The sequence below is a fragment of the Faunimonas pinastri genome (assembly GCF_900110915.1).
Classification (GTDB): Bacteria; Pseudomonadota; Alphaproteobacteria; order Rhizobiales; family Afifellaceae; genus Faunimonas; species Faunimonas pinastri.
Map to the genome: position 1 here is coordinate 124,933 of NZ_FOFG01000004.1, position 25,029 is coordinate 149,961.

22 protein-coding genes and 1 tRNA gene are annotated in these 25,029 nt (G+C 65.7%); 11 read left to right on the plus strand and 12 right to left on the minus strand.

Annotated features, from left to right (window positions below; genetic code table 11):
- Positions 1-89: 89 nt before the first annotated feature.
- The 5 genes from BMY25_RS07355 to BMY25_RS20405 are packed head-to-tail and all read left to right on the plus strand — an operon-like array spanning position 90 to position 5,944.
- On the plus strand, positions 90-1,031 hold the full coding sequence (locus BMY25_RS07355) for a class I SAM-dependent methyltransferase (RefSeq protein ID WP_177176770.1): 942 nt from the start codon (positions 90-92) through the stop codon (positions 1,029-1,031).
- Positions 1,032-1,038: 7 nt separating this feature from the next.
- Complete coding sequence (locus tag BMY25_RS07360) at positions 1,039-2,496, plus strand: SDR family NAD(P)-dependent oxidoreductase (RefSeq protein WP_092495993.1); 1,458 nt, start codon at positions 1,039-1,041, stop codon at positions 2,494-2,496.
- Positions 2,497-2,554: 58 nt separating this feature from the next.
- Entirely contained in the window at positions 2,555-2,803 is a 249-nt protein-coding gene (locus BMY25_RS07365; RefSeq protein ID WP_092495994.1) for an acyl carrier protein, read from the plus strand.
- A gap of 40 nt (positions 2,804-2,843) precedes the next feature.
- Entirely contained in the window at positions 2,844-4,769 is a 1,926-nt protein-coding gene (locus tag BMY25_RS07370; protein WP_177176771.1) for an HAD-IIIC family phosphatase, read from the plus strand.
- The gene (locus BMY25_RS20405; protein ID WP_143061906.1) at positions 4,766-5,944 is read left to right on the plus strand and encodes a hypothetical protein; all 1,179 of its coding nucleotides are present in this window, start codon (positions 4,766-4,768) and stop codon (positions 5,942-5,944) included. The genes BMY25_RS07370 and BMY25_RS20405 overlap by 4 nt, the downstream gene beginning before the upstream one ends.
- Here BMY25_RS20405 and BMY25_RS07380 read toward each other — a convergent pair.
- Together BMY25_RS07380 and BMY25_RS07385 are read right to left on the minus strand one after the other, a co-directional pair.
- Complete coding sequence (locus tag BMY25_RS07380) at positions 5,844-6,578, minus strand: P-loop NTPase family protein (RefSeq protein ID WP_092495997.1); 735 nt, start codon at positions 6,576-6,578, stop codon at positions 5,844-5,846. The genes BMY25_RS20405 and BMY25_RS07380 overlap by 101 nt on opposite strands.
- Before the next feature lie 4 nt (positions 6,579-6,582).
- Entirely contained in the window at positions 6,583-7,359 is a 777-nt protein-coding gene (locus tag BMY25_RS07385; protein ID WP_092495998.1) for an ABC transporter permease, read from the minus strand.
- Positions 7,360-7,682: 323 nt separating this feature from the next.
- Here BMY25_RS07385 and BMY25_RS07390 point away from each other — a divergent pair, with 323 nt between their 5' ends.
- From BMY25_RS07390 to BMY25_RS07405, 4 genes are all read left to right on the plus strand, one after another.
- On the plus strand, positions 7,683-8,018 hold the full coding sequence (locus BMY25_RS07390; protein WP_143061907.1) for a hypothetical protein: 336 nt from the start codon (positions 7,683-7,685) through the stop codon (positions 8,016-8,018).
- A 388-nt stretch (positions 8,019-8,406) separates the two neighbouring features.
- Positions 8,407-9,555, plus strand: a complete 1,149-nt coding sequence (locus BMY25_RS07395; RefSeq protein ID WP_092496000.1) for a calcium-binding protein — start codon at positions 8,407-8,409, stop codon at positions 9,553-9,555.
- 235 nt (positions 9,556-9,790) lie between these two features.
- Positions 9,791-10,228 carry a helix-turn-helix domain-containing protein gene (locus BMY25_RS07400; RefSeq protein ID WP_092496001.1) on the plus strand — a complete coding sequence of 146 codons (438 nt, stop codon included), beginning with the start codon at positions 9,791-9,793 and terminating at the stop codon, positions 10,226-10,228.
- Positions 10,229-10,485: 257 nt separating this feature from the next.
- Positions 10,486-13,302 carry a beta strand repeat-containing protein gene (locus BMY25_RS07405; protein ID WP_092496002.1) on the plus strand — a complete coding sequence of 939 codons (2,817 nt, stop codon included), beginning with the start codon at positions 10,486-10,488 and terminating at the stop codon, positions 13,300-13,302.
- Between the two features lie 415 nt (positions 13,303-13,717).
- Here the strand turns inward: BMY25_RS07405 and BMY25_RS20735 are convergent, their stop codons facing one another.
- Together BMY25_RS20735 and BMY25_RS07410 are read right to left on the minus strand one after the other, a co-directional pair.
- Positions 13,718-13,882 carry a hypothetical protein gene (locus BMY25_RS20735; RefSeq protein ID WP_177176772.1) on the minus strand — a complete coding sequence of 55 codons (165 nt, stop codon included), beginning with the start codon at positions 13,880-13,882 and terminating at the stop codon, positions 13,718-13,720.
- 932 nt (positions 13,883-14,814) lie between these two features.
- Positions 14,815-14,890 (minus strand) — tRNA-Lys (locus BMY25_RS07410).
- 215 nt (positions 14,891-15,105) lie between these two features.
- Between BMY25_RS07410 and BMY25_RS07415 the strand changes: the two genes are divergently transcribed.
- Entirely contained in the window at positions 15,106-15,615 is a 510-nt protein-coding gene (locus BMY25_RS07415) for a ferritin-like domain-containing protein (RefSeq protein WP_092496003.1), read from the plus strand.
- A gap of 84 nt (positions 15,616-15,699) precedes the next feature.
- Here the strand turns inward: BMY25_RS07415 and BMY25_RS07420 are convergent, their stop codons facing one another.
- From BMY25_RS07420 to BMY25_RS07430, 3 genes are all read right to left on the minus strand, one after another.
- Complete coding sequence (locus tag BMY25_RS07420) at positions 15,700-16,098, minus strand: hypothetical protein (RefSeq protein ID WP_177176773.1); 399 nt, start codon at positions 16,096-16,098, stop codon at positions 15,700-15,702.
- A 182-nt stretch (positions 16,099-16,280) separates the two neighbouring features.
- On the minus strand, positions 16,281-17,375 hold the full coding sequence (locus BMY25_RS07425) for an acetyltransferase domain-containing protein (protein ID WP_346432143.1): 1,095 nt from the start codon (positions 17,373-17,375) through the stop codon (positions 16,281-16,283).
- Positions 17,372-18,952 (minus strand): 2-isopropylmalate synthase, encoded by a 1,581-nt coding sequence (locus tag BMY25_RS07430; protein ID WP_092496139.1) that lies wholly within the window; start codon positions 18,950-18,952, stop codon positions 17,372-17,374. Before BMY25_RS07430 ends, BMY25_RS07425 begins: the two co-directional genes overlap by 4 nt.
- Before the next feature lie 431 nt (positions 18,953-19,383).
- Here BMY25_RS07430 and BMY25_RS07435 point away from each other — a divergent pair, with 431 nt between their 5' ends.
- Positions 19,384-19,647 carry a hypothetical protein gene (locus BMY25_RS07435; RefSeq protein WP_092496005.1) on the plus strand — a complete coding sequence of 88 codons (264 nt, stop codon included), beginning with the start codon at positions 19,384-19,386 and terminating at the stop codon, positions 19,645-19,647.
- 28 nt (positions 19,648-19,675) lie between these two features.
- On the opposite strand, the gene BMY25_RS07440 is transcribed toward BMY25_RS07435, so the two are convergent.
- From BMY25_RS07440 to BMY25_RS07460, 5 genes are all read right to left on the minus strand, one after another.
- Positions 19,676-20,578, minus strand: a complete 903-nt coding sequence (locus BMY25_RS07440) for a PhzF family phenazine biosynthesis protein (RefSeq protein ID WP_092496006.1) — start codon at positions 20,576-20,578, stop codon at positions 19,676-19,678.
- Positions 20,571-21,824, minus strand: a complete 1,254-nt coding sequence (locus BMY25_RS07445; protein WP_092496007.1) for a cation:proton antiporter — start codon at positions 21,822-21,824, stop codon at positions 20,571-20,573. The genes BMY25_RS07440 and BMY25_RS07445 overlap by 8 nt, the downstream gene beginning before the upstream one ends.
- A gap of 137 nt (positions 21,825-21,961) precedes the next feature.
- Positions 21,962-22,981 carry a ketol-acid reductoisomerase gene (gene ilvC, locus BMY25_RS07450; protein WP_092496008.1) on the minus strand — a complete coding sequence of 340 codons (1,020 nt, stop codon included), beginning with the start codon at positions 22,979-22,981 and terminating at the stop codon, positions 21,962-21,964.
- Positions 22,982-23,106: 125 nt separating this feature from the next.
- Positions 23,107-23,952, minus strand: a complete 846-nt coding sequence (locus BMY25_RS07455) for a class I SAM-dependent methyltransferase (protein WP_092496140.1) — start codon at positions 23,950-23,952, stop codon at positions 23,107-23,109.
- A gap of 23 nt (positions 23,953-23,975) precedes the next feature.
- On the minus strand, positions 23,976-25,028 hold the full coding sequence (locus BMY25_RS07460) for a GNAT family N-acetyltransferase (protein WP_092496009.1): 1,053 nt from the start codon (positions 25,026-25,028) through the stop codon (positions 23,976-23,978).
- Position 25,029 lies beyond the last annotated feature (1 nt).

Genomic DNA, 25,029 nt, shown 5'->3' on the forward strand with positions numbered 1-25,029 from the left:
AGCCACAGCGCCGCCTCGCGCCGGCCCTGCCCCGCCACGCGACCGGCGGGCGCCGCTTCGACGAGGAAGCCTGCGGGATGTGCAAGTTGATGGACGCAGAGCAGTTCCCGAGCCTCGCCCGGCTGACGGAGGCCATACTCGCGGTATGGCCGCAGCACCGGCGCTACCTCCAGAGCAACTTCGCCGAACGCGATACCGACATGCTGCGTCATTCCGAGCGGCTGACGGCCATGATCCTGCGTCTCGCGGACAGCACGGAAGGCGGGTTGCCGGCACTCGCCACCGACTACCGATTCCTCTGCGAGAAGATCATCCTGCCGGAGGAGATGCACTTCCGCAGGACGAACGCCTACCGGCTGACCCGCTTCGACGACGCGCTGGAGCAGGTCTACAGCCGCAAGGAGTTCATGACGCGCTACATGAACGGGCTGCTCGTCTCCGACGTGATCTGGCTCAATCATTGCCGCTGCATGAAGCATTATGCGGACACCTTCCTGCCGGGCCTTCCCGAGGGCGCCAGCCTGCTGGAAATCGGCCCCGGCCACGGTCTTCTTCTCTGCCTGGCCGCCGAACGACCCGGGATCGGCGAGATAACGGCCTGGGACGTATCGGAGGCGAGCCTCGACGCATCCCGCCATTCGCTGGAGGTGCTAGAGGCGAAGCGAACGGCAAGTTTCCGGCAGGTCGATATCTTCGACCGCAGCCAGCGGCGGGAGAACGATCTCTTCGACGCGATCGTGCTCAGCGAGGTGCTGGAGCATCTGGAAGATCCGGCGGCCGCGCTCTCGGCTCTGTTCGACCTCACCCGTCCGGGTGGCCGGGTGTGGATCAACGTTCCCGCCAACAGCCCCGCCCCCGATCATCTTTTCCTGCTGAGAAACGCCGACGAGGCGACGGCGCTGGTGCGGAATGCCGGCTTCGAGGTGGTGGAATCGGTCGTCTACCCCATGAGCGGCGTGACGCTGGAGCGGGCCAAGCGAGAGGCGCTGACCGTGAATTGCGTCGTCGTCGGCCGACGGCCCGCGCATTGAGATCCGCATGACCGCCACTGTCGCCACCGGGTCACCGGAACCCACCGCGACCGCTCATGCGCGCAGCTTCAGCCTCGCCGACCAGCAGCTTTTCGCCGCCCTTTCCGGCGATCGCAATCCCATGCACCTGGACGCGCAGGCCGCGCGACGGACGCAAGCCGGCGATTGCGTCGTCCACGGCGTCCACGCCGCACTCTGGGCGCTGGATTGCCTCGCCGCCGATGGCGTGCCGCTCTCGTCGCTGGCCTCGCTCCGCGTCGCCTTCAACCGCTTCATCCATCTGGATCAGCCTGTCCGGTTGACGTGGCGGAGCCCCGCTGCCGGCAGCCTCAAGGCGCAGGTCGAGCTTGAAGGCACCGCCGCCGTCACCCTGACGCTGAAGTTCGGGCCGCGCGGCGAAGCGGATGTTGCGGGATGGTCGGGCCTGTCCGATCTCGCCATCGGCAACGTTCCCGACCAGCCGGCGAGCGCCACGTTCCCCGACATTGCCGGACGTCTTGTCGCTCCGGCCGCATCGGAGACGTTCGGGGCGGCGTTCCCCCATGCCTGCCAGGCCTTGGGCACCGCCCGCATCTCCGCGCTGGCCCTTCTCTCCACGCTTGTCGGGATGATCTGCCCCGGCCTGCACTCGGTCTTCTCCGGCTTTGCGGTGAAGCTGACGGAGCCTGCGAACGCGGCCGGCCTCTTCGTTCGCACCCGTTCCTTCGACGAACGGTTCCGGCTGGCGACGATCGACATCTCCGGCTCCGGCGTTGCGGGCGAAGTCTCCGCCTTCGAGCGCTTTGCGCCGGTGGAAAGCCGCTTCGCCGATCTCGCGGCGCAGGTCACGCCGGGAGAATTCGTCGGCCGCCGCGCCCTGATCGTCGGCGGCTCTCGTGGCCTCGGCGCGGCGACCGCCAAGCTGATCGCGGCAGGCGGCGGCCAGGCCGTCATAACCTATGTGCGCGGCGCGGAGGAAGCGGAGAAGGTGCGCGCCGAGATCGTCGCGGCGTGCGGGGCGAAGAGCTGCACGGTGCTCCCCTTCGACGCCGCCCGGGATGCCGCGCCGCAGCTCGCGGGTCTCTCGGGCGAGATCACTCACTTCTATTATTTCGCGACGCCGCGCATCTTCCGGCAATCCGGCACCGTCTTCGATCCGGCCGTCTTTACCGAGTTCCTGCGCTTCTACGTCGACGGCTTCGCCGCCACGCTGCAAGCTCTGCTGGAACGAAGCGGCGGCACGCTGCATGCGCTCTACCCGTCTTCCGTCGCGGTGGCCGACCGGCCGAAGCAGATGACGGAATATGCCATGGCGAAGGCCGCCGGCGAGATCCTCTGCGCGGACATGGCCCGCGCCCAGGCCCGCCTCACGATATCAGCGCCGCGCCTGCCGCGTATCCTCACCGACCAGACCGCGACCGTTCCGCCCGTGGAGGCTGCCGACGCCGTCGCCACGATGCTGCCCCTTCTGCGCGCCGAGGCATGACGACGGCCGGACGGCGCATCCGACAACACACGCATCAACTTGAGAACCGGAGCTTCCAGTGAACCGTGACCAGATCCGCAGCAAGATCGCCGAACTTCTTGGCGACATCACCGACAATGACGATCTCGCTTTGACCGACGAAACCACCGCCGACGACGTCGATGGCTGGGACAGCGTCAACCACGTCAAGCTGATCGTGGCGCTGGAATCCGCGCTGAAGATCCGCTTCGACAGCGACGAGATCACGGCACCCGACAATGTCGGCGCACTGGTCGATCTCATCGCGGAAAAGCTCCCCTCGGCCTGACGGGCGCAGCATTTACGGCAGCGCGAAACGGAGACGCAGCATGGTCGCACCCTTCGTCCAGCTACCCTGGTTGCCCGCCGCCCCGGCCGATTTCGCGTCGCTCTGCCGGCGGTTCGGCAGCGGCGAAGGACCGGCGGGTGCGGAAGCGCAGCGGCTTTCCAATTTCGCGCTGGACGCCACGCAGTCCGGCAGCCTGAGCCGGGCCATTGCCAGGCGTCGCAAGGCGAAAGCCGATTTCGCGCCGCTTTCGCCGTTCCGGCTGGGCCTCCTTTCGAACGCCACGACGGACCTGATCGCGGATTGCCTGCCCGCCGCCGCCGCGCGGCATGGCGTGCTGCTGGATCTCGTCACGACGCCTTTCGACCAGGTGATGCAGCAGGCGCTGGATCCTTCCTCCGAAACCAACAATGCCGGGCTCGACGCGGTGCTGGTCGCGGTGGACCATCGCTGGCTGCAACTCGATCGCTCCCGGCTCGGTGGCGGCGATGAGCAGAGCGCCGCCGCGCTGGAACAGCTGAGGACCGTCGTCACGGCGCTCCGCGGGAATCGCGCCGCGCCGCCCATCCTGCAGACCGTTCCCGTACCGCCCTCGCCGCTCTTCGGCAGCTACGAGCGGCGCGTGCGCGGCACGATCCGCACCATGATCGAGGACGTCAATCGCGGCATCCTCGACCTCGCCGACGAGACCGGCTGCACCGTGCTGGATACCGCCGCGCTGGCGGAGCGGATCGGCACCGACCTCTGGTTCGACGCGGTGCAATGGGGCGCCTACAAGCTGCCCTTCGCGGCCGAAGCCGGGCCGGCCCATGCCGACATGGTGGGGCGGCTTCTCGGCGCGATCCGTGGCAAGGCCCGCAAGTGCCTCGTGCTCGACCTCGACAACACGGTCTGGGGCGGCGTGATCGGCGACGACGGGATGGAGGGCATCAAGATCGGCCAGGGCAGCGCCGTCGGCGAGGCATTCCTTGCCGTGCAGCATGCCGCGCTCGACCTTCGCGACCGCGGCATCATCCTGGCCGTCAGTTCCAAGAACGACGACGAGGTCGCCCGGCGGCCCTTCCGCGAGCACCCGGACATGGCGCTGAAGGAGAGCCACATCTCCGTCTTTCAGGCAAACTGGTCGGACAAGGCCAGCAACCTGGAATCGATCGCGCGCAGCCTGAATATCGGCCTCGACGCCCTCGTCCTGCTGGACGACAACCCGGCGGAACGGGCGCAGCTTCGCGCCGCGCTGCCCATGGTAGCGGTGCCGGAGCTGCCGCAGGACCCGAGCTGGTACCCGGGAATCCTGTTCGCGGCCGGCTATTTCGAGGCCGTGACCTTCTCGGCCGAGGATCGCATCCGCGTCCAGTCCTATGCCAGCGATGCGCAGCGCGCCGAGGTGTTCGCCACATCCCGCGATCTCGGGGATTACCTCGGCTCGCTGGCGATGGTGATGACCGCTACGCCTTTCGACGTACAGGGCCGGCAGCGGATCACCCAGCTCACCAACAAGACCAACCAGTTCAACCTGACCACCCGCCGCTACCGCGAAAGCGACATCGCCGCGTTCGACGCGGACCCGGCGGTCTGGACGCTGCAGGTGCGGCTGCAGGACAGGTTCGGCGATCTCGGCATGATCGCGCTGGTGATCTGCCGCACGCGGCGGGACGGCGAAGAGACGGCCTGGGACATCGACACCTGGCTGATGAGCTGCCGCGTTCTCGGCCGCAAGGTCGAGGAGGCCATGCTGGCTGAGGTGGTCGCGGGCGCCCGCGAGACCGGGGTCGCGCGGCTCAGGGGCACGTATATCCCGACCGCCAAGAATGGCATGGTCGCCGAGCATTATTCCAGGCTCGGCTTCTCGATGGTGGAAGAAGCGACGGACGGCACCCGATACTACGAACTCGACGTGGCGCGCTACGAAGCGCCCGACCTGCCGATGACGGTGCGGCACGGCTCGGTTCGGACGCCGGAGAGCGCGTGACCATGCGGGCCGCCCGCAAGTTCGTCGCCCTCGCAGGCGTGCTCGCCGCCTTCTTGGGGGGCGCGACCGCCGCTGGCGCGCAACAGTGCTTCTCGCCGCAGGACGCCGCCAGACTTCCCTTCGCGATCATCCGGCAAGCGCCGCCTCCGCCGACGGATGACGCCCGGAACTACCGCTTCTATCCCCTGACAGATTCCGCCTCGCTGAATCTCGACCGGCTGAACGAATCCCGCGCCTCGGTCGGAAAGTACTGGTTCCAGTGGGCGAACCGCTGCCAGGACCTCGGCTTCAACAAGGGAGCGTGCGGCCGCAATCCCAAGGGCAACGTGCCGATCGACGGTCCCGGTGGCGATCGGGAGCGGCGGCGCACCTTCTTCTCCAGTCTCGACCGGGCGAACGACTGCACGCTGGCGCAGGCGGCTCTCGTGCTCGGCCATTCCCAGGTCGAGGCGGAGAAGCTCGCGGCCCGCAGCGGCGGCAAGCCGATCGGCGAAGAACAACTGCGTTCGGCCCCGCCGCCCGGTCGCCTCGTGGATCTCTGTCCCCTGCCCGCCAGAACGCTGCCGCCGGAGGGCAAGGGCATCGTGCTGGACTACGAAGTGCAGGACGGGCGGACACCGGCCGAGACGACCGCATTCCTCCAGGACTATGCCCGGCTCGTCCACGCTTCGGCCAAGGAGGCGATCCTCTACACCAATCCGCTGAACGCGCCGACGCAGCGCTTTACCGGCATTGACGGCAGCAACGCCCACGCGCTCTACCGGGCATTCGACCGCATCGGCGTACAGCTCTGGAGCCGCAACCGCGAAGGCGATCTGGGCCGAAGCGCCGCCGCGCAGCTGGATCTCCTGAGGGCCGGCGGGGCCGTCGATCCGAAACGGCTGATCCTCGTCTACGAGCTGCGGGGCACGGACATGGCGGACGCCCGCACCGCGCGCGCTCCTGATGGCGGGCCGCTTCGGCGCACTGATGCCGTGGCGAAACGGGGCGGATGTCGGGGACGACTGCGACGGCGATACGACGCGCAAGCTCCGCTGCCTCATCTCCGGCGAATGCTCCTGAGAGGCCCAGCCTCTAGAACTGCGCCTCGACCTCCGAGCTCGCATCCGCGATCTGCTCCGGGCCGGTCTCCGGCTCGCGTGCGTTCGACCCGCGCATGCCGCCCAGCTGGTTGAAATCCTGCACGCAGTCTTCCACGTCCTCGTAGAAGGCGAGCTGCCCGTCGTTCAGGATCGCCGCGCAGTCCGCATAGGCGCGGCCGACACGCACATTGGGCGCCAGCATGATCAGCCCCGCATGCTCCAGCCGCTGCCATAGCACGGCCTCCACATAGGCCTGCATTTCCGGCACCTCGCCAAAGGGCGCGCCGTCGAAGACATAGACATCGAAGGGGATGGCGAGGCTGATCAGCTGGCTCGTCCAGACGCGGGTCTTGCGCGGCAGCACGCCCCAGTGAAGGTCCATCCGCTGCCCGATCAGCGGCAGCGAGGCGACGTAATCCAGCACGGCGCGCCGGTCCGCGCCGTAGATCTCGGCCAGATAGGACGCGTTCTGCGCGATCGTCAGCTTGGGGCGAAAGCCGCCGAAGAAGCCGACGGGAGGCGAGACGCGCACGTCGCGGCGCACACGGCCGCGCGCGGGGTCGATCAGCTCGGAAAGCAGCCACGCCAGCGTCGTGCGCCCGCTGCCGCGCGCGCCGAAGACCACCAGCCGGCGGTCGGTCGGCAGTTCGCCCGAGAGGTTCTCGAAGACGCGTGTCCGGCCCTTGTTGCCGACGTGGTAATACTCGACGTCTTCCAGCGCGATCATGGGGTCAGGCCGGCCGGCTGATGCGGGTACGGTTGACCTCCATGCAGGCCAGCCCGAACACCACCACGCCAATCGCGCAGGACCACATGAAGAAGGGGTCGAAGACCAACGTCGGATAGGTCGGATAAAAGCCCATCCGGAACAGGCTCACCGCGTGCAGCACCGGATTCCACGACAGGATGTCGCGCAGGAAGACGGGCTTGAAATCCGTGATGAAGAGCACCCCGGAAAACAGCATGAAGACGCGCGAGACCGGTGCGTAGATGAAATGCCAGAGCGGAAAGATCGGCGCGATGGCCGCGTTCACCGCGCCCATGCCGAAGCCCAGAACGGCCAGCACCAGCATCGACTGCGCGATCGCGCCCCAGTCGGAGGGGATCGCGTCGGGCGTGATGAAGACCGCCTCCAGCCCGAACAGCACGAAGCCGATCAGCGTATAGGCGAAGAGCCTGAGCACGCAGTCTGCGATGACGAAGTCGAGCGGCGTTTCCATGCTGAAGCGCTGGCCGATCTTGTTCTGGTTCACCGACGTGTGGGAGTGCGAGGACAGCTGGATGAAGACGAAGACGGGATAGAGCCCGTTGGAGATGAACAGGATGGTGCTGGAGCCGAACACGGGCTGGATGCGCGTGGCGAAATGCCAGGCGGCGATCAGCGCGATGTGGAACACCGGCTCGATCAGCGAGAGCAGGAAGCCTACGCCGGTCAGATTGTAGAGGTTGCGCCAGAAAATGGCGCGGATCACCCGGATCTGAATGGAGAAAGCCGAGGTGAAGGTCATGCGTCCCCAATCCGGAGCACCAGCGCCCGGAGCACCGGCGCCCGGAACCACCAGCGGGACCGCCCGGCGGGAGCGAGATTGCCCGCTTCATCCGAATGGGTCAATGCGGCCGCCGCGTCATCCTCCGATTGCGGGCTCCCCCCTTGTCAATTGCTAAGGACGGCAGCCTCCCCACCATGAACAATCCACAAGCGTCGGTCTGCGGCGCGGGTTCCGACGGTGACGGGCGATCTCTCCTCCCTCCCAGCGTCACCGTCGGCCCCTTTTCCGATGGCCCTTTTCAAGTGGTCCGTTTCGAGTGGCTCGTTTTTCTGGAGAGCAGAATGCCGGATGTGCGACGGTGTCGGTCCACCGCCGAAAAGTATCGCCAGCTAGGCGCGCGTTGCGGTGACCCGGATCTCCGCCGCGCCTACAAGGATCTGGAAGGGCTGTGGCTGCTTCTGGGCGAGTTCATCGAGGAAATCCGCCTCTCCGGCACCGGCAACCACGAAAAGATCTTCGCCATGCTGGACCGTATCGCCCTGATCCGGTCGGAGGTTCAGGTTCTCACCGAGGAAACGTCCCGCTCCCGCAGGGGCGAGGATGCGGGCGACCTCGACGGCAACGCAGGCGGGGCGGATATCGTCCGCCTTGCCCGGCCCGTCTCCCGGATCCACTGAGCCCGCTCCCTCCGCCGCATCGGCAAAGCCCTGGGCGAACAATGCCGACACCGCGCGGGCAGGATACCCCGGCCTCCATACTCGCGCCTCCACGTCAGCCTCGCGGCGAGTTTGACGGCTGCCCGCCGCGAGGCTGCGGCCAGCGTCAGCCGGGTATTACTCCCGGCGGTAGGATCCGCGATCCCCTACCACATTCTCGTTATACGAGATCTACGCCTTAAGAATTCTCTTCTTGGTTGTTCATTGGGCTATGAGAGGTCCCGGCTGGCTCGCGTTGTCGGGATCCGCCGATCACCCCGCTCATGCCCCAGAGGCGAGCGACCGGATTGGTTGGTGGGCGACGGAACGCACGGCTTGGAGCGACACGCCTTTTGGAGGCAGAACACAGATGCCCACTACGATCACTGGAACGACTGGCGCCGACACGATCAATGCATCCACGGCTGATGTCAGCAACCCGACGATTTACGGCCTGCAGGGTGACGACAGCATCCTCGGCAGCAGCACGAGCGCCTCGCTGATCTACGGCAACCAGGGTGACGACATCATCTATGGGTCGGGAACCGGCACCGGCACCGCCTCCGGCGCCGATCTGTACCAGGACACGCTCTATGGCGGCCAGGGCAACGATTCGATCTTCTCGATGTCGTCGGGCGCTCAGATCTACGGCAACATGGGTGACGATTCGATCGTCTCCGGCGGCGGCCGGGCGACGATCTTCGGCGGCCAGGGCGACGACACGATCGACCTCTCCGGCCCCACGGGGGTGACGGGCGTCGGCAACAACACCGTTTACGGGGGCATGGGCGACGACATCATCTATGGCGTCAGCTCCGACATGATCTACGGCAACCAGGGCGATGACAGCATCACGTCCGGCGCCTCCTCCACCGTCTATGGCGGGCAGGGCTCCGACACCGTGATCGCAGCCGGCGGCAGCAACGAGATCTACGGCAACCTGGGCAATGACCTCGTCACGGTCGCCGGTGACAGCAACACCGTCTTCGGCGGCCAGGGCAACGACCGCGTGGTCGTCACCGGCGGCACCACCGACGTGATCTACGGAAATCTCGGCAACGACGCGATCGACCTCGGCGGGTCCGGCGGCGACGCCACCGTCTATGGCGGCCAGGGTGCCGACACCATTCTCGGCGGCGCCGACACCGACTTCATCTACGGAAATCTCGGCAACGACCTCTTCGACCTCGGCGCCGGCGGCACAACCGGTGTGACCGTGGCCGACTTCGTCAGCGGCGAGGACCAGATCGCGGTCGGTGCCGTTGCCGGAACGGCGACGAACTTCACGTCGGCCACCACGACCGGCGGCCTGACGGCGGCTCAGACCGCGGCGGCGTCCCTGTTCGGCACCGACACCGGTCTGGAATACGTCTTCGTCTCCTCCTCCGATGGCGGCTACCTCTTCGACGGCGGCGCGGACACCTACGCCGTGCTCAGCAACACGAGCAGCATGGCCTACAACGACATCGTCGCTTCCTCGGGCGCCGGCCTCACGGCGGGCGCTGGCCCCACCACCTGATCGAAGCCGGACGGCAACCACAACGAGAGCCGCCCTTCGGGGCGGCTCTTTTTCGTTTTCGCCTTCGCCTTCGCGTGAACCGGGCGGTGTCCCGCGCCGCCCCTCTCCCGGGCGGCACGCATCGAGGATGGGCGCGCGTCCGATCTACCACTATCGGCACCACGGCTTCTTGAGCATTCGCAACCAATAGGTGTAAGTTCCTTTTCCGCATCCGACGACGGGGTGGAAGGAAGCCATGCCGGAACTGCGCGAAGATCCCGAGGAAACCCGGATCGAGGCCTATGTGGCCGAACAGATTCGCACCCGGCGCAAGCTCGCGGGGCTCAACCAGACCGAGCTGGCGCGCGCCCTCGGCATCTCCTTCCAGATGATCGGCAAATACGAGAACGCCGCGAATCGGCTGACCGTCGGCCGCCTCTGCCGGATCGCGCGGGTGCTCGGCATATCGGTGGAGGAACTCCTGCCCCCGGATGCGATCGCCAGGTCTGCGGCCTCCCCGCCCCTCCCGCTCGGTCAGATGGAATCGGGCGAGTCTTTGCCGCCCGACGGTCCGGGCCTTCGCGACATGCTGGAGAAGGTCGAGCTCGTGCAGAAGTTCTCCGCGATCGACAGCGCGCGCGCCCGCCGCTTGCTGATCAGCGTTGCCGAAACCTTCGGCCCCTCCACCGAGTGAGGTACGCGCTCCCCGATAGGTGGCGGCGAGAACCTTGGATGTTGCCGAAATACTACCGGAGCGTCAGCTAATCGTATTTTCTCCCTTGTAGGTTGTACTTCTTTCGGGTTCCGGGCTATGAGAGTCGCGGCTGGCTCGCGTGTTGTCGACGTTCCCGGTGATCAGCTGGAGCCGTCCTTATCCGAAAGGAGGGGGCGGGCAGGACGGCGACACGCACTCGGCCTGAGACTCTTCGAAGCCTCTGGAGGCAGGTCTAAATGGCGACTGATTTCATCTACGGTTCGGACTCGGACGACGACACCATCTACGGTGGTGAAGGTTCGCAGACGATCATCACGGATAACGATTCCGACTATACGATCTACGGCAACCAGGGCGACGACACCGTCGAACTGCGCGGCAGCGGCACCAGCACCGTCTATGGCGGCCAGGGCGATGACCTCGTGACGGCCGATCAGGCCGGCCAGGCGCTCGTCTACGGCAACAAGGGCGACGACACGGTCGACCTGCGCGGCTCCTACGGCAGCGGCACCGTCTACGGCGGCCAGGGCGACGACCTGATCTACGGCGGCGACACGAGCAACATCCTCGTCGGCGGCCGTGACAACGACACGATCTACGGCGGCTCTTCCGCTGGCGACCAGATCATCTATGGCAACCAGGGCGACGACGTCCTCTTCGCCATCGGCGACGGCAGCGCCACGCTTTACGGCGGCCAGGGCGCGGACAGCATCTCCGTCATCAGCGGTGAAGCTGCGCTGGTCTACGGCAACAAGGGTGACGATACGATCGTCCTCGGCGCTGACGTCGAAGACGGTTCCACCGTCTATGGCGGCCAGGGTGACGACAACATCACCGGCTCGGTGAACGACGAGACATTCTACGGCAACATCGGCGATGACGTGATCGTCACCGGTGGTGGCGACGACCTCGTCTACGGCAACCAGGGCGATGACTCGATCTCCGTCACCGGCACCGGCGACGTCACGGCCTATGGCGGCCAGGGCGCGGACAGCATCGTTGCGACGGGCGCCATTGGCGACATGCTCGTCTACGGCAACCTCGGCGACGATCTCGTCGATCTCTCCGGCTCGACCGGCGACGCGACCGTTTACGGCGGCCAGGGCGACGACGTGATCTACGGCAGCGTCGGCAACAACACGCTGGTCGGCGGCCTCGGCGACGACGTCATCTACGCCACGACCTCGGCTGCTACCGGCTCGCTCATCAATGGCAACTTCGTGGCCGGCTCCTCTGCGCTGATCTACGGCAACGAGGGTGACGACGCGATCTTCGTCGCGGCGGCAGGCGATGCGTCGGGTTCCGCGACCGTCTACGGCGGCCAGGGGGCAGACAGCATCACGGTTGACGGCGACGCTACCGTCTATGGTGGCGAAGGCGACGACCAGATCGCTGTGACCGCGGTAACTTCCGCGCTGGTCTACGGCAACGAAGGCGACGACGCGATCGCGGTTTCCGGCGACGGAGTCGCAAGCGTCTATGGTGGCCAGGGCGATGACGCGATCAACCTGAGCACGTTTACTGGCAGCTCGACGGTTCTCGGCGGCTACGGCAACGATGCGATCACTGTAAACGCGGCTGACGGCGAAACGGCCCTCATCTACGGCAACCAGGGCGACGACTTCGTCTCCGTGACGGGTGCCGGCGATGCGACGGTCTTCGGCGGCCAGGGCAACGACGCGATCAACGCGAGTGGTTCCTCGGGTTCCGTGACCCTTGACGGCGGCGTCGGCGACGACACCATCCTCGGCTCGACCGGTGGCAACAGCCTCCTCATCGGCGGCGCAGGTAACGACAGCGTCGTTGCCAATGGCACCAATGACACCCTCGTGGCTGCGGCTGGCGATTTCGACACGCTGGTGAGCTCTGCTGGCGGGTCGATTTTCGACCTCACGTCCGGCGGTGACTTCACCAACACGCTGATCTACGGCACGACGGCTGCTGAAGGTGTCGCGGGCGATGTCATCTATGCTGCCAGCGATGTCACCATCGGCAACAATGACGTATTCGACGTTCGCACGATCGACGTAGCTAGCGGCGGCAATCTGGATGCGTCGGCGGTCACGGCGATCTACGGCCTGAACATCTCAGCTCAGGACCTGTCCGACAACGTTTTCGGTGTGGCGAACTCCGCCGTCACGATCACCAGCGGTGCTGGCGATGACACCATCACGGGCGGCAACGGCAACGATCTCCTCATTGGTGGTGCCGGTGCTAACCTGATCTACGGCGGTTTGGGCGACGACACGATCACCAGCTCGGGTGACAACAGCCTGCTCTACGGCAACGAAGGTAACGACAACATCACCGCTGACGGTGCCAACAGCACGGTTTACGGCGGCGCCGGTGACGACACCATCACCAGCACGGGCGACAACAGCGTCTTGTTCGGTGAAACGGGTAACGACGTCCTTGTCAGCTCGGGCGATAACAGCCAGATCTCCGGCAACGAAGGTGACGACAACATCACCGCCGACGGTGCCAACAGCACTGTTTACGGCGGCACCGGTGATGACACCATCGTCAGCTCGGGTGACAACAGCCTGCTCTACGGCAACGAAGGTGACGACAACATCACCGCTACCGGTGCCAACAGCACTGTTAATGGCGGTGCAGGCGACGACACCATTACCAGCACGGGCGGCAGCAGCCTCCTGATCGGTGGCGATGGTGCTGATACCTTCGTCGTCGGCAACAGCGGCACTGCGGGGACGGCGGACACGATCGCCGACTTCACGTCTGCTGATGATGACGCGATTGCTCTGATCGGCGGCGTGGCTGGAACGGCTGACAACTACTACGAGATCACTCTCGGGAAGGGTCAGACCGGCTTCGACGCAGCACTCGAAGCTGCGACCACGGAGTTCAACAGCACCTCCCCCGGCGCAAACGCTCACGACTATGTCTTCGTGACCGATGGCACGGATGGCTATCTGTTCGCCGACTTGGACAACAGCGGCACGGCCGACGTGGCGATTACCCTGACGGGCGTCAGTTCGACCGACGACTTCAATTACACGGACATCGTCAGCAACCCTGACACCGTCGCGTAATCGACTGCCGTTAGCGTATCCAACAACGAGGCCGCCCTACGGGGCGGCCTTTTTCTTTTCGAATACAGCGTCGTCTTTCACGCCCTGATTTCCTCTCACCCGCAGCTTTCGGCGGCCGGATGGCATCTCACGGGAGCGATCACCATCACCGGCAGCCTCTGGTTCGAGCGGCCGGTGATGATCGGATCCGGCACGACACTGAAGGCCTGTCGCCTTGGTGCCCTGTCCTGTGTCGCGCCTCTCGCCATCCCCCTCCGGGCCGATATCGCCGTTCGAGCGGCATCCCGCATCGGCCCGTCCCCGCACCCGACGGATCGGCTGACGACCAGCCCATTGCCTTACGACAACCTCTTCCCCGCTCACCTCCCCTGCGGTCCGCAAAACCGCTGGAACGAGATCGCGCCATTGAGATCGGCTACGAGGTCTGGATCGGCGCGGGAACCTTGGTCATGGCAGGCACGAAGATCGGCCACGGCGCGGCGGTCGCCGCCCGGGCAGTCGTCGCCGGGATGTGGAGCCCTACGGGAGCGTCGGCGACGTGCCCGGCAGAACCATTCGCCGCCGCTCCGCGAGCGCCCATTGTGACTCGTCTGGTGGCGCTACGATTGGTCGGTCTGGCTCGCCAGAGTTAAACGCCGACCGAACGGATCGCTTTCGGAGATGCCCCTCGGCGCGTTCGCCGGAACGATTCGGAGCGGCGACCTCGCAACGCTCGACGCCCGAGGCAGATGCCGCGACCGGAGCGCGGGAACCGGATGCTCTCGCTGTAGCGGACGGGCGAAACCCTGCCCGACCTCGCGGCTGCCTGATCGTTCCACCTGGCAACGGGGGGAGCGATCCCCGCCGCCGATCGGACGAAGGCATTCCGGGCCAGATCCACCCGGCGGAGGTCACGAACATCGCGGCAGGCCGTGGAAGGGCAAAGCGCGATCAGGAACGCGACGCTTCATCCGCAAGGTGCAACCACGTTCGCCGCCGTGTTTCGGTATCGGGAGCGGCGGTGGTCGATCTGGTCGATGCCCACGGAGCTCGATGCAGTGGTGAGGCGAAGACCTCGGTCGATGTCTCCTCCGCTCCGATTGAGCGGAAAGCGACCTCTGCGGAAAACAGTCCCCTCGGTCCAACGCGCCCAGCATGACTCCCGCGCTACGGCCCGGCCCGACTTCGAAAGCGTCGGCGGGAACACTCCGCTCGCGGTCTCGGACCCTCAAGGGAGGACGTCCTACCGGCCCGCCTGAACACCCGCCGGTCTTGCCCCGGCGATTCCAGCCACAGCTGATTCATCGACTGCCGAAACAGAAACAAGGCGCGGTATTTCCGCTGCACGAGGTCTCGGTCGCCGCTGATGGTCGATCAGCCGCGCAAACCGCGTCTTGCGGGATCAGAATACCCAAGCCCGAAGGCTGGTGACCGCCAGAAGGCGGTAATCAATGCCGTGTATGGGGAAAATCATGATCGGTCTAGGACCGTCATCTTGCCGTCAGCGGGAACGGCGTTACTCCAAAAGAGGAGTGGTGGGTGCACCAGGGCTCGAACCTGGGACCCGCTGATTAAGAGTCAGCTGCTCTACCAACTGAGCTATGCACCCGGCCCGAGGAGGTGTATAGCCAGCCAGCCTCGGCGGTGCAACCCCCCTTCTTCGGCTTTCCAGGAAAGTTGAAGTTATCCACAGGACTGCGCTTTCCCCCTCCATCAAGGCTCGCCAGAACGAAAGCCCTTCACGCTCAATTCCCCGGAACTCCGCCGCTTTGCCGCGAGTTGCGCCTTTATGCCGGGTGATCGGCGACAGGATGGAGCAGGACGATGGCGTCAGCGAAAGACAGACTTCTCCAGTGGCTTCGAGACGCGCATGCCATGGAGGAGCAGGCCGAGACGATGCTGAAGGCGCAGGCCTCGCGCATCGAGAATTATCCGGAGATCAAGGCCCGCATCGAGCAGCATATCGTTGAGACGCAGGGCCAGCAGAAGAAGCTGGAAAGCTGCATCACCCGGCTCGGCGGCAGCACGTCCTCGTTCAAGGATCTCGCCGGCAAGCTGATGGCCACCATGCAGGGCCTCGGCGGCGCCACGATGGGCGACGAGATCGTCAAGGGCGCGGTGATCAGCTACGCCTTCGAGAACCTCGAACAGGCAACCTATACCGGCCTGATCGGCGCGGCGGACTATGTCGGCGACACCGAAACCAAGCGGATCTGCGAGGAAATCCTGCAGGAGGAAATCGCCATGGCGGACTTCCTGAAGCAGCATCTGCCGGGCACGGTCCAGCAATACCTCACCCGCGAGGAAACGCCGGACGTCATGTCCAAGCGTTGATCGTCCGCCGGGACGAACACCCGCCCGGAAACGCAAAGCCCCGCCATTGGCGGGGCTTTCTGTTTGATGAGCTTTCCCGGTCGCTCAGGGCGTCACGCGGCCATAGCCACGCCCCGGAATGAAGCAGGAGCTGCCCAGCGGCTGGGCGCGGTACATCCCATACTGTCGCGAATGGCTGATCCGGCAGGTCGCGCCGAGCGGCGGCGGACCATAGGGGCGCGGGCCGTAGAAAGGCGGAGGTGGCGGCGGAGGCGCGCCCCACTCCGGCGGCGGGCCCCAATGAGGCGGCGGCGGAGGTGGCGGCGGACCCCATTCCGGAGGCGGTGGCGGACCATAATACTGCACCGGCAGGAGCGAACCTGCCGAAGGCGCCGAAACGCCGCCCAAAACGGGCTGCGCGCCGACGGATGCCGCGCCGGCGAAAGCTGCCGTCGAGCAGAACAGCGACAGGCCGACGCCCAGCGCTGCGAGGAGACGTTGCATTTGATGACCTCCAGAGCGCCGCCTACCCCCGGCGATGCGCTCGAAGCACTCTTGAGCCGGGATCATGGCAGGAAGAAGTCCTGAGATATCCGGTTACTTTCGGAACGCAGACATATACTTATCTCTCGCAAGACTTACAGTCAGGCTCCGATATCATCAGGTTCCCGAAGAGAGGATGGCGGCTACTCCTCTCCGGCTTGTGCCCGGCACTCGCCTCCGAGCTTCTGATAGGCGTCGCTTTCGTCGGGGGAAAGCTGGTTGGCGAGCACATGCGGCCAGATGCCTTGCGACTTGGCGGTCGACACCACGCAGCCACAGGCGCGGGTGCAAATGCCCGTATCAGTCCCGCCGCTCTCGCAAATCTCCTGGCAGGTCTCCACGAAATTGGCCGCCGGCCCCGGCAGGTTCGGGCCGAACGCCTGCGCGATGCACCAGAAAATGCCAAAGAGAAGCGGCTGGTGAATAAGATAGATGGCAAGGCTGTGCCGCCCGGCCCAGACCAGCGGCCGCAGCAATCGAGCTCGCACCGGCGGGAGACTCAGCCTCGGCGTGGGCCCTTGCAGGCCAGCGAGCCGGGCCAGCACCATTCCCGCCAGCACGCAGCCGAACCACGGGAAGACCGGCACGTAATCGTTGGTCTGCGGCGCATAGTCCATCAGCCCCAGCCATTGCAAGGCGGGCGCATCGAAGACGGGGCCAGCCAGGAAATGCGGGGCGGCAAGGCAGAAGATCGCAGCCAGCACCGCCACCCAGACCGGCAGGCGCAGGAACGGCAGCCCCAGAACGCTGGCGACGGCGATACTATGAAGGATGCCGAAAAAGATGAAGGCGTCCGGGAAGACGAACCAGGTAACGACGGTCACGGCGGCTGCCGATACGGCCAGCATCGCCAGCCGCCGGCCGAAGCGCCGAAGTTTCAGACCGCGCCGGTTCGCCAGCACGAGGCTGACGCCGACGAGGATCAGGAAGGTGCCGGCGATGCAGCGGGCGAACAGGCGCCAGCCCGGCAAGTCCGCGACCGGATGGGCGATGAGCCCGAGCGCCCCGACATCCCAGGCGCCATGGAAGATCGCCATCGCGATGATGGCGATGCCCCGCACGAGATCGATAAAGCCGAGCCGCCCTGCCCCGGCGGCACTTGGCGCGTCGATGCGCAGCGGACCTCCAGTTCCGGTGGCTGGCCCGCTCGCGGGCTCGGCGGGAGTGACGGGCGAGCGCGGGGCTTTGTCGTCCCGGCGTTCGCTCTCGGCGGAAACAGGCTCGCTTTTGATGATCAGCCCGCCCGAAGTGCTTCGGGAGCCGTCTTGGCACGCCGTGTCATCAGCTTGTTGAGCCCGGAGACATAGGCCTTGGCGGAGGCGACCATGGTGTCGGTATCCGCGCCGCGGCCGGTGACGGTCTTGCCGTTCTCTTCCAGGCGGACCGAAACCTCCGCCTGCGCGTCCGTACCTTCCGTCACGGCGCTCACCTGATAGAGCATGAGGTCGGCGCCGTGCTCGACGATCTTGCGGATCGCCGCGAAGGTGGCGTCGACCGGACCGTCCCCGTGCGATTCCCGCGTCTCGTGCCGACCGTCCACGTCCAGCGTCACCGTGGCGCGGGCAGCACCGCCCGTGCCGGAGATCACGGTGAGCGCGATCATGCGGATGCGCTCGCCCGCCGCGGCGACTTCGTCCTCGACCAGCGCCTCGATATCCTCGTCGAAGACGTGCTTCTTGCGGTCGGCGAGATCCTTGAAGCGCTTGAACGCATCCTCGAAGGCGTTTTCGCCAAGCTGGTAGCCCAGCGCCACCAGCTTTTCGCGGAAGGCATGGCGGCCGGAATGCTTGCCCATGACCAGCGAGGTCTGGCTGACGCCGACATCTTCGGGCCGCATGATCTCATAGGTCTCGGCGTTCTTGAGCATGCCGTCCTGATGGATGCCGCTCTCATGCGCGAAGGCGTTCTTGCCGACGATCGCCTTGTTGTACTGCACCGGGAAGGCGGAAACGGTGGAGACCATGCGCGAGGCGCGGACCAGCATCCGGGTGTCGATGCCGGTGTCGAAGGGCAGCACATCGCCGCGTGTCCTGATCGCCATCACGATCTCTTCCAGAGCGGCGTTGCCCGCGCGCTCGCCAAGGCCGTTGATCGTGCATTCGATCTGCCGCGCGCCGGCGCGGATGCCGGCCAGCGAATTGGCAACCGCCATGCCGAGATCGTCATGGCAATGCGTGGAGAAGATCACATCGTCCGCCCCGGGCACGCGCTGGCGCAGCATGGAGATCAACGCGAAATATTCCTCCGGCACGGAATAGCCGACCGTGTCCGGGATATTGATGGTGCCGGCGCCCGCCTTGATGGCGGCTTCGACGCAGCGGCAGAGGAAATCGTGCTCGGTACGCGTGCCATCCTCCGCGGACCATTCCACGTCGTCGGTGTGGTTGCGCGCGCGGGTGACGGAATCCGTCACCTTCTGCAGCACCTGCTCCGGCGTCATGTTCAGCTTGAACTTCATGTGAAGCGGGCTGGTGGCGATGAAGGTATGGATGCGGCGACGCTCCGCCGGCCTCAGTGCCTCGGCCGCGCGGTCGATGTCCTTGGCGGAGGCGCGGGAGAGCCCGCAGATCACCGAGCGCTTCACCCGGCCGGCGATCTGCTGCACCGCCTCGAAATCTCCGTCCGAGGCGATCGGGAAACCCGCCTCGATGATGTCGACGCCCATCTGGTCCAGAATGTCGGCGACCTGGAGCTTCTCCTCCAGCGTCATGGACGCGCCGGGCGACTGCTCGCCGTCGCGCAGCGTGGTGTCGAAGATCAGGATGCGATCCTTGTCGGAGGCAGGCTGAGGCGTCGATTGCGAAACTTCGGAAATCGTATTCACGGGAATTTTCCTTCAGGCATGCGGTGCTCGGGCCGCGAGGATCAGCTGTCTCGATGATCTCCCCTGAGGACCCGCCCTGTGCGGCTCGCGTGGAGCAAGCCCGGGCTGCCGGCGCTCAGGGGCGCCTAAGAAGAAGGAGGAGTCCGAGGTCGAGCGCGAGCGGCCGTCCAGACGGCACGGCATTCCGCAGCTTCATGACATCGGTGGACCGCATGGTCATCCCGTCAAACCTCGATAGGCAGGAGAATAACGTTTCATCGTGAATGGCGCAACCGCTCGCCTCGACACTTCGCAGAGGATGTTCACGCCTCGTTAACCTTCACGGTCTCATACTGTCTTCTTCGGATTTCTCGCGACGTTTTGCTCTGCCTGGCAACTTTCTTGCTTGGCAAGGAACGCCCGCTTGCACCCTGGAGACGGAAATGCCGATCCGGCAGGATCTCTATATTGCCCTTGTTCTGGCCGTTCTCGGACCGACGCTTGGCGCGGGAGCGACGGCGCGCGGTTGGGTCCGGGACGAAAGCGGCTTGATGGACGAAATCCTGAGCTCCGACCGCCTGTCCGAGACCGATGCGGATTCCGTCCGCACGCTGATCGCCGAGGCCCGCATGCTGCAGGCCGATGGCAACGAAAACGGCGCGGCAGCGCGGATGGCCGAGATCGTCGGCATTCTCCGCGCCGCCTGACCCGCGCTCCGTCACCGGAACGACAGGATCAGCGCTCCAGCGTTCCCTCCTTGACGCGGATGGCGTCGCCGCCGATGCGGACAGTGGCAAGCGCTCCGCCATCCACGATCAGCTCCAACGAGATCAGTGAGGGCTGCCCCATTTCGAAGCCCTGCTCGATGACATGGCGATACTCGCCGTCGGGCAGCGCGTCGAAATTGAGGATAGCGCCCGCAAGGGCCGCCGCGGCCGAACCCGTCGCCGGGTCCTCATCGATGCCCATGGCGGGCGCGAACATGCGGGCGCGGAAGGAATGGTCGTGCCCTTCCGTCTCGCGGGTATACAGATAGGCGTCTTCCTTCCCGAACGCCGTCTCCCAGGCATCCTTGACCACCCTCGCCTTGGCGAGCGCTTCCATGCCGCTCACCGGAACGAAGTTGAAGGCAACGCCCGCCGACCAGCGACTCGGGCGATGGTTCTCGAACATCAGGTCGGAAGGGGCGAGCCCCAGCGCCGCGCCGATCAGCTCGGCCTCGATCGCCTCCCCGGCTTCTTCCGGCAGCTTCGGACAATCGAACTCCGCGAAGCCCGACGAGGGGTCGTGCAGTTTGACGCCGCAGCGTACCAGCCCCACGTCCTCCACCAGCGTGACCACCGCCTCCTTCTCGCCCGGCTCGCCTCCGAAGCGCTTCACGGCCAGGGAAACCGCCGCGCCCACGGTGGGGTGGCCGGCGAATGGCAGCTCGGATACGGGGGTGAAGATACGCACCCGCGCGGAATGAGCGGGGTTCTCGTCCTTCAGTATGAAGATCGTCTCCGACAGGCCGAACCGGGTGGCGATCGCCTGCATCTCCTCGGCCGAAAGATCGTCGGCGTCATGGACGACAGCCAGCGGATTGCCGCCCTCCGGCCCGTCGGTGAAGACGTGGTAGATCTCGTAGCTCTTAGTCATTGGGCACGCTTTCGAACGGAGTTTTCTGGATCAGGAAGCGCATCGTAAGCCCCTGAATCAGGATGGAGAATATGACGACCGCATAGGTCGCCAGCACGATCGGGGTCCGCGCGTTGGGATCTCCGATGGACAGCGCCAGCGCGATCGAAATGCCGCCGCGCACGCCGCCCCATGTCATGATCGGAATGGCGCGAGTGGCGAATGTCCCTTTCAGGAGCAGCAGGATCGGGACGGAAACCGAAACCAGTCGGCCCACGAACACGCTGATCACCGCAAGAACGGCAAGACCGATCACCTGGAAGGCGATGGGCAGCACCAGCAATTGAAGCCCTATAAGCAGGAACAGCAGGCAGTTCAGGAGTTCGTCCACCAACTCCCAGAACTGGAACAGCATACCCTTCGTCGTTTCCGACATGGCCGTGTCGGCGCCACGGCTGCCGACAAGGATGCCCGCGACGACGACGGTGACGGGCGCCGACGTCTCCAGATCGGTGGCGAGCGTATAGAGCCCGGCCACGGTCGCCAGCGTGATCAGGATTTCCACGGGAGGGTTATCGATGCTCTTGATCGCGCGCACGGCGATCCATCCGCCGATGGCGCCAAGCACGACGGAACCAAGAGCTTCGCGCAGGAAAAGCAGACCGACATCGCTCAGATGGATTTGATCGTTGGGCTGGGCCAAAGCCAGGGCGATCGTGAACACGACAATGCCGACACCGTCGTTGAAGAGGCTTTCTCCGACGATGCGGACCTCCAACGGCTTGGGAATATCGAGGGTCTTCAGGATCGCCAGCACGGCCACGGGATCGGTCGGCGAGATCAGCGCTCCGAAAACATAGGCCCATGCGGCCGGCATTTCCGACCCGAGCAGGCGCGATCCCTGCCACACGCAGGTTCCCACGATCAGCGTCGACAGGATCACGCCGACGGTTGCCAACGCGCCCACCGCCCAGCGCTCCTGCTTCAGCCGCCCCGCGTCGACATTCAGCGCGCCTGCGAAGAGCAGGAAAGCCAGCATGCCGTTCATGAAGGTCTTGTAGAAATCGACCTTGTTGATCGTCCCCTCGATGGACTTGTGGATCGGCAATGAGGGAACGAGGCGATCCACGATCAGGACGATGATGGAGCCGACGAGGGTGACGACCAGAACCCCGATGGCGTTCGGCTGACGGAGAAACCGGCTGTTGATCCAGCTACAGACCGCCGAGAGAACCAGCAGCAGCGCGATGAGTTCTCCAGTGTCCAATCCGGCTCCTCCTGAGGAGTTCAGACGTTTGCGAATGGACAAAGGTTCCAGTCCGGCGGGAATTCATTTCCTCCGGCAAAGAAAAACCCCGCGGCGCCGGGCGCCGCGGGGTCTGATTTCTCGCCGGAAAGCGAGGCTTAGTTCTTGGCCTTGTCGACCAGCTTGTTGGACGAGATCCACGGCATCATGCCGCGCAGGCGCTCGCCGACTTCCTCGATCGGGTGGGCGTCGTTGAAGCGGCGCGTGCCCTTGAAGCGGGCCATGCCGCCCTTCACTTCCTGCATCCAGTCGGAGGTGAACTTGCCGGTCTGGATGTCAGTCAGGACGCGCTTCATCTCCGCCTTCGTCTCCGACGTCACGATGCGCGGGCCGGTGACGTACTCGCCCCACTCGGCGGTGTTGGAGATGGAGTAGTTCATGTTGGCGATGCCGCCCTCATAGATGAGGTCGACGATCAGCTTCACTTCGTGCAGGCACTCGAAATAGGCCATCTCGGGGGCGTAGCCGCCCTCGACCAGCGTCTCGAAGCCGGCGCGGATCAGCTCGACCAGACCGCCGCAGAGCACGGCCTGCTCGCCGAACAGGTCGGTCTCGCACTCTTCCTTGAACGTCGTCTCGATGATGCCCGAACGACCGCCGCCGATGGCGCAGGCATAGGAGAGCGCCAGGTCCTGCGCGTTGCCGGTCGCGTCCTGCGCGATGGCGATCAGGCACGGCACGCCGCCGCCCTTCTGGTACTCGCCGCGCACCGTGTGGCCGGGGCCCTTCGGCGCGATCATGACGACGTCGAGGGTCGACTTCGGCTCGATCAGGTTGAAGTGCACGTTGAGGCCGTGGGCGAAGGCGAGCGCCGCGCCGTCACGGATGTTGCCCTCGACGTGCTCCTTGTAGATGTCGGCCTGAAGTTCGTCCGGCGTGCACATCATCAGGAGGTCGGCGACCTTGGCCGCGTCGGCGACGGACATGACCTGGAAGCCGGCCTCTTCGGCCTTCTTGGCGGTGGCCGAACCCGGACGCAGAGCGATGATGACGTTCTTGACGCCGGAATCGCGGAGGTTCTGCGCGTGCGCATGGCCCTGGCTGCCGTAACCGACGATGACGACCTTCTTGTCCTTGATCAGATTCACGTCCGCATCGCGGTCGTAATAAACGCGCATCTTTATTCCTTCCCTTGAGATCCGAGGCCGGCAACCGACATTTCGATGAAATCGGCGGATTTCTAGCCCTCAAGGAGGCTGCGGGCAACCGCGGATGCCGGAAAAAGCTGAGCTTTGTTGGCGCGTCAAAGCTTCAGGAAGTGAAAGGCGCGTCCGTCCCACAGCGAGAAATCGCGCGTGCCCTCCCGCCGGAGACGAAAACCCGCTGTTTCCGCAAGCAGTCGCGCGTCCCGCAGGTCCGTCTCCCCATCGCCTCGATAGGAGAAGTTGAGGATGACGAAGCTGCCGCCGGGCCGCAGGATTCGGGCGGCCTCGCGCATCATCGTCTGCGCGAGAAGAAGCCCCGGCTGCACGAGGTAGGGAAAGGAATCAACGGCCAGCACGAGGTCGAAGCTCGCATCGGCAAAGGGGCGGAGATCCTCCCCCGTCGATTGCTCGAAGCGAACGTTTCCGAGCCCGCGGCACCGGATGCCCGCGGCTTTCACCATGCTGCCGGAAACGTCTACCCCGACGATCGAGGCCACCTTGGCGGACAATGCTTCCTCGATGCGCCCATTGCCGCAGCCGAAATCGAGCACGTCCCCGGTCGGGCCGAGCAGGCCCCATTCGTCCAGCCGGCCAACGATCTCGGCCGTCGCGGCGCGAAGGATCGCCGGGTTGCCGAGGGAATAGAGCGCGACGCTCCCCTCGCCCGAGATCGCGGCCACCCGGTCGAACACCCCGCGCCAGAGGGCGATCTCCTCCGCCGGCGTGGCCGCCGCGCCGGGCTCCCCCACTTCGGCAAGCACGGAGCGGATCACGTTCCATGCCTGCGGATTGTCCTGCCAGAGTTGCCGCATCTCGGCGAGCCGTAGGGGATCTCCCTCCCTCCCATGCAGCACCGCATCGATATCGTCGGGGCTATCCGCCGCAACGATCATCTGCATCAGCGCGATGTTCGCGGGCAATCCCCCACGTGCACCCTGCGCCATCGCGTGCTGCAAGGCGTCCCGGCTCACGCCGCGCCCGCGTGGCTGATCGTTCGCTTGCGATTCATGCGGTCCGTCGCGCCCCAATCGTATTTGTGCGCCTCCCGACCCCGCAGGAAGCTGAAGGTCCGCACACCGCCCGCCGCAAGATCGGCCAGCACGTGCTCCATCAGCACCATGCCGGGGCTTTCGAACTCGTAGTCAGGATCGAAGCCGTTGATGTAAGTCGCGGCCCAGTCACCCCGGCGCAGGCAATACTGGACGGCGACGATCTTGCCGCCGATCCTGAGGGAATCGAGCCGCAACAGCCCGGCTTTCTGCAGGCGCGGCACGGCAGCCCGCTGGAATTGCTGCACGACGTCCGGCGCCAGCACGCCTTCCTCGCCGCGTTCCCCCCAGCGCCTCGCATGAAGTCGGAAAAGGTGCCCGAGCAGATCGAGGCAGGTCTCGTCAGTCGCGGTCTCGAAGCTGACGGCGCCCCGCTTCGCCGCGCGGTTCCGGGCAAGCCGCAGATGCCGCTTCTTGCTCTTGCGCGCCTGCGCGAACACGTCCTCCCCCTCGACGACTTCCAGCACCGGACAGGCGCTGGCAGGCGTGATCTCGTCGCGGCAGCCCAAGGGAATTGGAACCCGGAACGCCGCCGCATGCTCCGGCAGTTCCTCCAGATCCCAGCTGTCCCATTCGTCGCTGTGGGCGGCGGCGAGATCGGAGAGAGCGGAGAGCGCGGAGAGCGCGGGGTCGCCTGCCGCCGGGTCGAGCAGGACGTCGTGGTAGTCGCTGAGCGAGATGCCGACCGGCAGGATACGGCGGCCATATACGCCGTCTTCAAGATAGCCCGGCGACAGCGCCACGAGGCGCCCGCCCTGTCGCACTGCGAGGGTGAAGAGCGCGCCGGGATGGAAGCTTTCCCACCACGGGATCAGCCATGCCGGCGACTGAAATGGCGTGGCGCTCCCAGAAGCGTGCCAGAGTGCCCACCAATCCTTCTCCAGGGCGCGCAGACCATTGAGGTCGCGGATCAATTCCGTCGTGAAAGCCGCTCCCGGGAGTTCGAGCGAGATCGCATCCGCACCCGACATT